The organism is Xanthomonas sp. SHU 308 (assembly GCF_000364645.1).
GTDB lineage: Bacteria > Pseudomonadota > Gammaproteobacteria > Xanthomonadales > Xanthomonadaceae > Xanthomonas_A > Xanthomonas_A sontii.
This window is the reverse complement of the sequence record NZ_AQOK01000801.1, coordinates 1-10,393: the sequence shown is the minus strand read 5'-3', so window position 1 is coordinate 10,393 and position 10,393 is coordinate 1. Positions and strand designations below refer to the sequence as shown.

Below are 10,393 nucleotides of genomic sequence, written 5' to 3'. Positions count from 1 at the left end.
GGCCGCCTCGGCGGCACCGCCGGGACCGCCGGGACCGCCGAACCGACCCTGGACTGGGACGAGACCACCGCGCTGGCCGCGCTCAACGGCGAGCGCGCGCACCTGATCGCATTGCGCGAACTGTTCCTGGCCGAGCTGCCCGGCACCCGCGACGCGGTGGCCTCGGCCCTGCAGCTCAGCGACGACCAGGCCGTGCGCAGCCACCTGCACCGGCTGCAGGCCAGCTGCGGCTTCGTCGGCGCCGCCCGCCTGGCGCGGGCCGTGCGTCAGCTGCATGGCGACCCGGCCTCTTCGCAGGCCCGCCACCAGTTCAGCGAGGCGGTGGCGGCGTTGTTGCACTGAAGGCCGGGATTGGAGATTGGGGATGGCTCCCCGTCACTTCCCACGCGTCGGCGTGGGGCGCCATCTGCCGCAACCCGCGCTTCTCGAGCGTTGCCCTGGCGGTCCCGGCTGGCAGCCGCCCTTCCCCGTGCCGTCACGATCCGGCCTCGCAACGGTGACGACAACGACGGCGTCCGCATGGCGCTCGCCACACAGCGAAACTTGCAAATAAGATTCGTTCTCGAATAAATTAACGCCCCGACGACATCTGCGGACCAGCCATCGCCCCGTCCGTTCACTACACGCAACAGGGGCCTTCTCATGTTTCAGACGTCATTCCACCGGCCAGCACCGGCCATGGGCGTGCTCGCCCGCGCGCTGCTGGCCGCCCTCGTGGCCGCCGCGTCCACCTCGGCCAGCGCCCAGGACACCGCCAATGACGGCACCCGCGATGCCGGGTCATCGGCCGAGGCCACGCAACTGGACACGGTCATGGTCAAAGGCCAGCGGCTCAGCCTGGACCTGCAGCAGGATGCGGCGGTCGGCGCGCTGGGCACGTCGCGCCTGCTGGATACGCCGTTCTCGGTGAGCCTGATCGAAGAACCCGAGATCGCGCGGCGCCAGGCCACCACGCTGGGGCAGATCTTCATCAACGATCCATCGGTGTTCGCGGCCGAGCCGCCGGCCACCACCAACTGGTGGGGCACGCAGATCCGCGGCATCGGCGTGCGCAATTTCTACGTGGACGGCGTGCCCATGCTGATGGAATGGGGCGGCGAGTTCCCGCTGGAAGCGGTGCAATCGGTGCAGGCGCTGAAGGGCCTGGGCGGCTTCATGTACGGCTTCGGCGCACCGGGCGGCATCGTCAGCTACCAGACCAAGCGCCCCACCGACACGCCACTGCTGGCCACCACGGTTGGCTACCGCAACGACAGCGTGTTCTCGGCGCAGGTGGATGCGGGCGGCCGTGCCAATGGCGCCGACTCCTTCGGCTACCGGCTCAACGCCGGCATCGAACGCGGCGACGCGTACAACGGCGCGGGCATCGACCGCAAGACGATCGCTGTTGCGGTCGAGCAACCGATCGTCGAGGGCCTGACCTGGCATGCCGAACTGGTGCACGAGCGCAACACGCTCGAGCACGAGCCGCTGTACTTCTATTGGGACGCCTACCAGGGCACCCGCCTGCCCCGCCCCACCAGCGACTACGACAAGATCCGCGTCGACGGGGCCTACTACGAGACCGCCCTGCTGCACGCGACCACCGGCCTGAACTGGCGCATCGACGAGCGCTGGAGTGCGGCACTGAGCCTGGGGGGCAGCCGCCGCCGGCACACGTCGCACAAGATGTTCGCCAATCTGCTGAACGAAGCGGGCGACTACGCCGGTTTCGCCTACGACTTCGGTGCGGTGCTGCGCAACAGCGTGGTGCAGTTGCTGGTCAACGGCCGCGTCGACACCGGTCCGGTGACGCACGCGTTGGTGTTCGGTGCCTCGGTGCAGCGCAGTTGGGACCAGTGGAGCAAGGCGTTCTACTGGAGCAACGACTTCGACGGCAACCTGTATCGCCCGCAGTCCTTCCGCCCCACCCGCCGACCGGACTACAGCCTGGCGCCGGTCAGCGCGGACCTGCGCCAGAAGGCGGTGTTCGTCAGCGACACCCTGCAGTTCGGCGACCACTGGCGCGCCATCCTCGGCGCGCGCCACGTGGATTACCAGCAACGCGATCTGGATGGCGACGCGTCGGTGGACAGCGGCTACCGCACCTCGGTGACGACCCCGACCGTGGCGCTGATCTACAAGCCCGTCGACGACGTGTCGCTCTACGCCAGCTACGTGGAGGCGCTGGAGCCCGGCAGCCGCGTCGGCACCGATGCGCTGCCCGCCTATGCCAACGCCGGCAGCGTGCTGGCGCCGACGGTGAGCAAGCAGTACGAACTGGGCGCCAAGCTGCAGAGCGGGCGCTTCGCGCTGACCACCGCCGCGTTCCGCATCGAGCGCGGCGCGCAGATCGACGCCTACCGCGACGGCCTGCGCTACCTGACCCAGGACGGCCTGACCCTGTATCGCGGACTGGAAGTGATCGGCAGCGTCGGCGTGACCGAGGATCTGGAAGTGGGCGTCGGCGGACTGTGGATGGACCCGCGGCTGGAGGATCTGTCGCCGGACAACGCGGCCCTGCGCGGCAACCGCCCGGCCGGCGCTGCACGCCGGCAACTGCTGGCCAATGCCACCTGGCGCGTGCCGGGCGTGCGCGGCCTGAGCCTGCACGGCAACGTGCGCTACTCCGGCGATGCCTACTACGAGGATCAGAATCGCGTGCTCATCCCCGGGCATACCGTCGCCGCGGCCGGCTTCCAGTACGCCACCACGCTGGGCGGCTACGACGCGTTGCTGACCGGCAACATCAACAACCTGTTCGATCGCACCTACTGGAACCAGCACACGCTGGGCGAGGCACGCAATGCGGCGCTGAGCCTGCGGATCGATTGGCGCTGAGTGCGCCTGCCGCTGCCGCTGCCGTGGCGACGGCGGCGACGGGCTGCGGCGCTGCGCGGCGGCGTGGAGGTCTGTGGTCGTGACGGAAGCGACCGCAGGCGCGGCTTGAGCTGCGAAGGCGTTACCAGGAAAACCCGTCGCCGCTGATCCCGCAAGAACGGACAAGAACCGCTTCTACGGAGCAAGCCGCATCCGGTTGGGCGTGTGACGAACGCAGCTCACTCGGGTGTCCGCGTGGCGGCAGCGCTCGCGCCGTCGATCCGCCGCACTCACGACGCCGCGGAAGGCGGCGACCGCGGCGACGCTTCCGGTATGGATGTCGACATCGCATCGCGCTGCGCATCCAGCTCGGCATCCGGCTCCGGCGTCGCCGCGGGCGCTGCCGACGCTGGCATTGCGGCGACGCCGGGTGCAGCCGATCCCGGCGGATCGTCCTGCGGCGGTTCGGGATCGGCGACCGCCGGCGCGATGCCCGCGGCGCTGGCGCTGCGCTGCCGCGCCAGGTCCTCGACCATTTCCCAGGATTTCAGGCCGCGCCCGCCGAGGTGGTGCAGCAGCACCACGCGCATGCCGCGGCGCAGGCCGGGCAGATCCTCGGCAGCCGGTTCGGTATCGTCGGCCAGCGCCAGCAGGGCGCGCCCGGTGGCCATGCCGCTGCGCTGATCGTGGCCGCGGTCGCTCAGCAGCCGGCGTGGCCCGTGCTCGGCGTCGAGCACGTAGCGCGCGGCCGGGTCGATCGGGTCGCCGTCGCCGTCGTGACGCAGGTCGAATCCCACGCCCAGCGCCTCCAGCAGGTCGCGCTCGAAGCAGCGCAGCGACCAGGCCAGCGGCGCTTCGGCGGCCAGCCGCGCGCGCACCCGCGCGTACGCCAGATACAGGTCCGGCGCCGGATCGTCGCGCGGCGCCAGACGCAGGGTCAGTTCGTTGATGTAGAAGCCGGCCAGCATCGCCTCGCCGCTCAGCCGCGGCGCCGCATCCATCGCCTCGGCCGCGCGCAGTTGCGCCAATTCGCCGCGGCGCTGCGCGCTGAAGCGGATCGACTGCAGCGGCTGCAGTGCCGCGCGCAAGGCCTGCTTCTTCGGCCCGTGCACGCCGCGCGCCAGCACGCCGAGCCGGCCGTGATGCACGCTCAGCACCTCCACCAGCAGGCTGGTCTCGCGCCAGGGCCGGGCGTGCAGGACGAAACCGGGTTCGTGCTCGATCAAGGCTGCAGGGGCTGGGAATGGGGAGTGGGGAATAGGGAATGGAACAGCATGCCGTCCCTGGCCGCATCATCGTCCAACGAACGGAAGGAGACAGCGTCGTGTAGAAGCGGCGTCAGCCGCGGCGGGCGTTACCGGGGGAGCGCACGTGGCTGAAGCCGCCCCTACGCACGCCATGATTGTCCGGGAGGCGCGGAAATCCGATTCCCGACTCCCGATTCACCATTCCCGGCTTATTCCCCGTAGCCAAACGCCTTCAGCGCCGCCTCGTCGTCGGACCAGCCCTCGCGCACGCGCACCCAGGTCTCCAGGAATACCTTGGCGCCGAACAGGCGTTCCATCTGCTGGCGGGCCTTGGCGCCGATGTCCTTCAGGCGGGTGCCGCCCTTGCCGATCACGATCGCCTTCTGGCCTTCGCGCTCGACCCAGATCACCGCGCCGATGCGCAGCAAGGCGCCGTCCTCGGCGAAGCGTTCGATCTCCACGGTGGTCGCGTACGGCAGTTCCTCGCCGAGCTGGCGCATCAACTGCTCGCGCACCAGTTCGCCGGCCAGGAAGCGTTGGCTGCGGTCGGTGATCTCGTCCTCGCCGAACATCGGCGGCGCTTCCGGCACCAGCGCCAGCAGGTCGCGCACCAGCGCCTCCAGGCCCTTGCGCTTGAGTGCGGAGATCGGATGCACCGCGGCGAAGCTGCGGCCCTCGCTGACCTGCTGCAGGAAAGGCAGCAGCGCGGTCTTGTCCTTGAGCCGGTCGACCTTGTTGACCACCAGCACCACCGGGATGCCGGCATCGCTGAGCACGTTGAACGCCAGCGTGTCCTCCTCGTCCCAGCGCCCGGCTTCGATCACCAGCAGGCCGGCGTCCACGCCTTCCAGGGAGCCGCGCGCGGCGCGGTTCATCACCCGGTTCATGGCGCGCTTCTGCTCGCGGTGCAGGCCGGGGGTATCGACCAGCAGCAACTGACCGGCCGGGAAGCTGGCGATGCCCAGCAGCCGGTGCCGGGTGGTCTGCGGCCGATTGGAGACGATGCTGACCTTGGCGCCCACCAGGGCGTTGGTCAGGGTGGACTTGCCCACATTGGGGCGGCCGATCACGGCCACGCTGCCGCTGCGGTAAGGGGGAGTGGCTTGTTCGTTCACTTGCTCGAATCCAGTTGCTCGATGGCGGCGGCGGCGGCCTGCTGCTCGGCCAGGCGCCGCGAGGTGCCCTCGCCCTCGGTCACCAGGGCGGGCTCGGCGAGTACGCAGCGTACCCGGAATAGCTTGGCGTGGTCGTCGCCGGTCTCGCTGATCAGTTCGTAGGCCGGCAAGGTCCGCTGCCGGGCCTGCAGCCATTCCTGCAGGCGGGTCTTGGCGTCCTTCTCCACCTTGCCGACCGGCAGCGCCGCCAGCGCGGCCTCGAACCAGGGCAGGATGGTGGCGCGGCAGGTCTCGAAGCCGGCGTCCAGGTAGATCGCCGCGACCACGGCCTCCACCGCATCGGCCAGGATCGAGTCGCGGCGATGGCCACCGGACTTCATCTCGCCCGGCCCCAGGGTCAGGCGTTCGCCCAGTTCCAGTTGCCGGCCGATCGCGGCCAGCGAGGCCTCGCGCACCAGTTCGGCGCGGGCACGGGTCAGCGCGCCTTCGTCGGCCTTGGGCCAGCGCTGGTACAGCGCCTCGGCGATCAGCAGGTTGACGATGCCGTCGCCGAGGAATTCCAGGCGTTCGTTGTGCGGTGCGCCGGCACTGCGATGGGTCAGCGCCTGTGCCAGCAACTGCGGCTCGGCGAAGCGGTGACCGATGCGGTCACCGCGCAGGATGGTCTTACTGGCCACCACGCGTCGTCAGGTCCTGGGTGGCGTCGAACTTGCCGACCACGTCCAGATTGGCGATCAGCGGGCGGCGCACTTCGTAGGCCACGTGCATCTTCACGCCGGTGTCGGTGCGCTCGAAGGTGACGTCGCCCGGCTTCACGTTGTCCGAGTTGTTGATGTCCAGGCGCCGGAACAGCGAGGCCTTGGCCTGCGACGGATCCATCTCGGCGCTGCCGGCTTCGGTCGCCAGGCCCTTCATTGCCGAGCGCACCGCATAGAACTCCATGTACATCGGGAACAGCTTCATGCCGATGTAGACGAAGAATCCGACCACCGCCAGCACGATCACGAACGAGGTCAAGGTCATGCCACTTTGCTTGTGCTTCATCGCGCTTCCCCTCACGCAAGTCACTGAATGGTCGTCCCGATCCGCGACGGATCGAAACTGCCGCTGCAAAACCAGCCTTCGCAATTGAGCCAGATCAGGAACGCCTTGCCGCGCAGGTTCTCTTCGGGCAGGAAATGGGTCTGGGTCCAGAACCGGCTGTCCTCGCTGTTGTCGCGATTATCGCCCATCACGAAGTACTTGCCCGGCGGCACCACCCAGTCGCCCTGGCCGGCCGGATTGTTGCGGTCGATCCACTCCAGCTCGGTGTGGGTGCGGCCCGGCAGGTACTCGGTGAGCAGCGTGGCACCGGTCATTTCCGCGCCCTTGCCCTTGCCGACGTACTCGCCCATGACCTTGTACTTCATCGGCGTGCCGTTGATGTACAGGGTGTCGCCGTGGAAGCCGATGCGATCGCCCGGCAGGCCGATCACGCGCTTGATCCAGTTCTCGTCCGGCTTGTGCGGCGGCTTGAACACCACCACGTCGCCGCGCTTGGGCTCGCCGACCGGAATGATCTTCTGGTTGGTGATCGGCAGGCGGAAGCCATAGGAGAACTTGTTGACCAGGATGAAATCGCCGACCAGCAGGTTCGGCATCATCGAGCTGGACGGGATCTTGTACGGCTCGGCGATGAAGCTGCGCAGGATCAGCACCACCGCCAGCACCGGGAAGAACGCCCGCGAGTAGTCGACGATCACCGGCTCGCTGTCGAGCAGGCCGGCGCGCGCGGCGCGGCGCTTGGCGAAGAACAGCTTGTCCAGCAGGGTGATGATGCCGGTGGCGAAGGTCAGGACCACCAGCGCGATTTCAAACCATTTCATTCTTATTCCTTCGGAATGGGAATCGGGAATGGAGAACGGGGAATCGGGAAGGCAAGAGCATGCGCTCTTTCGATTCCCCATTCCCTATTCACGACTCCCAGCTACTTGTCCATCTGCAGCACAGCCAGGAAGGCTTCCTGCGGGATTTCCACGCGGCCGACCTGCTTCATGCGCTTCTTGCCTTCCTTCTGCTTTTCCAACAGCTTCTTCTTGCGCGAAACGTCGCCACCATAGCACTTGGCCAGCACGTTCTTGCGCATCGCCTTGACCGTGGTGCGGGCGATGATCTGCGAGCCGATCGCGGCCTGGATCGCCACGTCGAACATCTGCCGCGGGATCAGGTCCTTCATCTTCTCGCACAGTTCGCGGCCGCGGCGGTCGGCGTGGCTGCGGTGCGCGATCAGCGACAGCGCATCGACCTTGTCGCCGTTGATCAGCACGTCCACGCGCACGAACGGGCCGGCGTCGAAGCGCACGAAGTGGTAGTCCAGCGAGGCGTAGCCGCGGCTGACCGACTTGAGCTTGTCGAAGAAGTCCAGCACCACCTCGGCCATCGGCAGCTCGTAGCTGATCTGCACCTGGCTGCCGAGGTAGTTGATGCCGATCTGGCTGCCGCGCTTTTCCTCGCACAGCTTGATGATGTTGCCGATGTATTCCTCGGGGGTGAGGATGTTGGCGCGGATGATCGGCTCGCGGATCTCCTCGACCATGTTCACCGGCGGCAGCTTGGCCGGGTTGTCCATGCTGATGATGCTGCCGTCGGTCTTCAGCACCTCGTAGACCACGGTCGGCGCGGTGCTGATCAGGTCCAGGTTGTACTCGCGCTCCAGGCGCTCCTGCACGATCTCCATGTGCAGCATGCCGAGGAAGCCGCAGCGGAAGCCGAAGCCCATCGCCTCGGAGCTTTCCGGCTCGAAGCGCAGCGCCGCGTCGTTCAGGCGCAGCTTGTCCAGCGCCTCGCGCAGGTTGGTGTAGTCCTCGGCATCGACCGGGAACAGGCCGGCGAACACGCGCGGCTGCATTTCCTGGAAGCCCGGCAACGGCTTGCTCGCCGGGTCGCCGGCCAGGGTCAGGGTGTCGCCGACCGGCGCACCGTGCACGTCCTTGATGCTGGCCGTGACCCAGCCCACCTCGCCCGCGCGCAGCGCCGGCAGCACCTTGCGCTTGGGCGTGAACACGCCGACGTTGTCGACCTGGTGGGTGCGGCCGGTAGACATCACCAGCAGCTTGTCGCCAGCCTTGATCTCGCCCTGCATCACCCGCACCAGCGAGACCACGCCCAGGTAGTTGTCGAACCAGGAGTCGATGATCAGCGCCTGCAGCTTGTCGGTGTCGCGCGGCACCGGCGGCGGGATGCGCTGCACGATCGCCTCCAGCACGTCGCGCACGTTCAGCCCGGTCTTGGCGCTGACCGCGACCGCGTCGGTGGCGTCGATGCCGATCACCGCCTCGATCTCGGCCTTGGCGCGGTCGATATCGGCGGTGGGCAGATCGATCTTGTTCAGCACCGGCACCACTTCCAGGCCCTGCTCCACCGCGGTGTAGCAGTTGGCCACCGACTGCGCTTCCACACCCTGCGCCGCGTCGACCACCAGCAGCGCGCCCTCGCAGGCGGCCAGCGAGCGGCTGACCTCGTAGGAGAAGTCGACGTGGCCGGGGGTGTCGATGAAGTTCAGGTGGTAGACCTGCCCGTCCTGCGCGGTGTACGGCAGCGACACGGACTGGGCCTTGATGGTGATGCCGCGTTCGCGCTCGATCGGGTTGGAGTCGAGCACCTGCGCTTCCATCTCGCGCGCCTGCAGGCCCCCGCAGAGCTGGATGATGCGATCGGCCAGGGTCGATTTGCCGTGGTCGACGTGGGCGATGATGGAGAAATTGCGGATGTTCCGCATCGAATCAGAGGACATGAGGTGGGCGGCGGCCAGGACCGTCGTCAGGATAACGGGCCATTATCGCATGGCCGGCGGCCGCTGGTGACGGCCGCCGGATTCGCCCCCCGCCCTGGGGCGCCGACCGGTCTGGGTCGACGCCCGGGACGGCGCCTAGCCACGGCCGGGCACGCGGGATCAGCCGCCGGCGCGCACCGCGACGAAGCTGGTGGTGTCGCGCACGCGGATCAGCAGCATCACCACGTCGCCCTTCTTGTAGCCGCTCAACTGCTGGTTCAGCGCCGCCACGCTGCCGACCGGGGCGCGCCCGACCTGCAGGATCACCATGCCCGGCACCAGTTGCGCCTCGCGCGCGGCGCGGCCGGTCACCGCGGTGATGCGCACGCCCTTGCCCGGCTCCAGGCCCAACTGCTGGCGGGTGGCCGCATCCAGGTCGGCCACGTCGATGCCGAGCAGCGCGTTGGCGCCGGTGGCCGGGGCGGCGTTGTCGCCGACCGCCGGGCCGGCACTGGCCTGGGCGTCGTCGGCCAGCGCGGTCAACTGCACGGTCAGCTCGCGCGGCTTGCCGTCGCGCAGGATGCCCAGGCGCACCTTGGCCCCCGGCTGCATCGCGCCGATCATCGGCGGCAGGTCGCTGGAGGCGCCGATCTCGGTGCCGTTGACCGTGCGGATCACGTCGCCCACTTCCAGCCCTGCCTTGGCCGCCGGGCTGCCCTGCACCAGTTGGTTGACCAGCGCGCCGCGGGTGTCCGGCAGGCCCAGGCCCTGCGCCTTCAGCGAATCGATGGCACCGACCAGCACCCCGAGCTGGGCACGGGTGACCTTGCCGGTCTTCTTGATCTGCTCGACCGCGCTCATCGCCAGGTCGATCGGGATCGCGAAGCTGATGCCCATGTAGCCGCCGGAGGCGGAGAAGATCTGCGAATTGATGCCGACCACCTCGCCGCGGGTGTTGAGCAGCGGGCCGCCGGAATTGCCCTGGTTGATCGCCACGTCGGTCTGGATGAACGGCACGTAGCGCTGGTCGGCGTAGGGGTTGCTGCGGCCGGTGGCGCTGACGATGCCGGCGGTGACCGAGTGGTCCAGGCCGAACGGCGAACCGATCGCCACCACCCACTGGCCGGGCTTGAGCAGGTTGGAGTCGCCGATGCGCACCGTCGGCAGGTTCTTGCCGTCGATCTTCAGCAGCGCCACGTCGTACTGCTGGTCGCTGCCGACCACCTTGGCGGTGAACTCGCGACGGTCGGTGAGCTTGACCTTGACCTCGCTGGCGCCGTCGACCACGTGGTGGTTGGTCAGCACGTAGCCGTCGGGCGAGATGATGAAGCCCGAGCCCATCGAACGGCCGGCGGGCGCGCCATCGTCGTCGTCCGGCGCGCCGCGGCCGCCGCGCGGCTGCCCGGGCATGCCCGGCATGCCGTCCGGACCGAAGAAGCGGCGGAAGAATTCAGGCATCTGGTCGTCGTCTGGCATGCCGC

Annotated in this window: 8 protein-coding genes and 1 pseudogene; 2 read left to right on the top strand and 7 right to left on the bottom strand. The window is 68.6% G+C overall.

Annotation, left to right across the window (positions count from 1 at the left end):
- Both D588_RS0121125 and D588_RS0121120 read left to right on the top strand, forming a co-directional pair.
- Nucleotides 1–342, top strand: a 342-nt coding sequence (locus D588_RS0121125; RefSeq protein ID WP_017917410.1) for an Hpt domain-containing protein, incomplete at its 5' end; no start/stop codon positions are given.
- Nucleotides 343–678: 336 nt separating this feature from the next.
- On the top strand, nucleotides 679–2,820 hold the full coding sequence (locus tag D588_RS0121120; protein ID WP_017917409.1) for a TonB-dependent siderophore receptor: 2,142 nt from the start codon (nucleotides 679–681) through the stop codon (nucleotides 2,818–2,820).
- Nucleotides 2,821–3,308: 488 nt separating this feature from the next.
- Here D588_RS0121120 and recO read toward each other — a convergent pair.
- The 7 genes and pseudogenes from recO to D588_RS0121080 all read right to left on the bottom strand — a co-directional run.
- Nucleotides 3,309–4,025: pseudogene (gene recO, locus D588_RS0121115) on the bottom strand (DNA repair protein RecO); the annotation flags it as partial.
- A gap of 230 nt (nucleotides 4,026–4,255) precedes the next feature.
- Nucleotides 4,256–5,161: a GTPase Era gene (gene era, locus D588_RS0121110; RefSeq protein ID WP_010340598.1), complete on the bottom strand. Its 906-nt coding sequence runs from the start codon at nucleotides 5,159–5,161 to the stop codon at nucleotides 4,256–4,258.
- Nucleotides 5,158–5,838, bottom strand: coding sequence for a ribonuclease III (rnc, locus tag D588_RS0121105; protein ID WP_026143959.1), 681 nt, complete (start codon nucleotides 5,836–5,838; stop codon nucleotides 5,158–5,160). Before rnc ends, era begins: the two co-directional genes overlap by 4 nt.
- Nucleotides 5,828–6,205, bottom strand: coding sequence for a DUF4845 domain-containing protein (locus D588_RS0121100; RefSeq protein ID WP_010340596.1), 378 nt, complete (start codon nucleotides 6,203–6,205; stop codon nucleotides 5,828–5,830). Before D588_RS0121100 ends, rnc begins: the two co-directional genes overlap by 11 nt.
- A gap of 20 nt (nucleotides 6,206–6,225) precedes the next feature.
- On the bottom strand, nucleotides 6,226–7,026 hold the full coding sequence (gene lepB / locus D588_RS0121095) for a signal peptidase I (protein WP_010340595.1): 801 nt from the start codon (nucleotides 7,024–7,026) through the stop codon (nucleotides 6,226–6,228).
- A 101-nt stretch (nucleotides 7,027–7,127) separates the two neighbouring features.
- A complete protein-coding gene (gene lepA, locus D588_RS0121090; RefSeq protein WP_017917407.1) occupies nucleotides 7,128–8,918 on the bottom strand; it encodes a translation elongation factor 4 in 1,791 nt (596 codons plus the stop codon).
- A gap of 174 nt (nucleotides 8,919–9,092) precedes the next feature.
- Nucleotides 9,093–10,393 (bottom strand): DegQ family serine endoprotease (locus D588_RS0121080; RefSeq protein WP_017917405.1); only part of this gene is annotated, 1,301 nt, incomplete at its 5' end.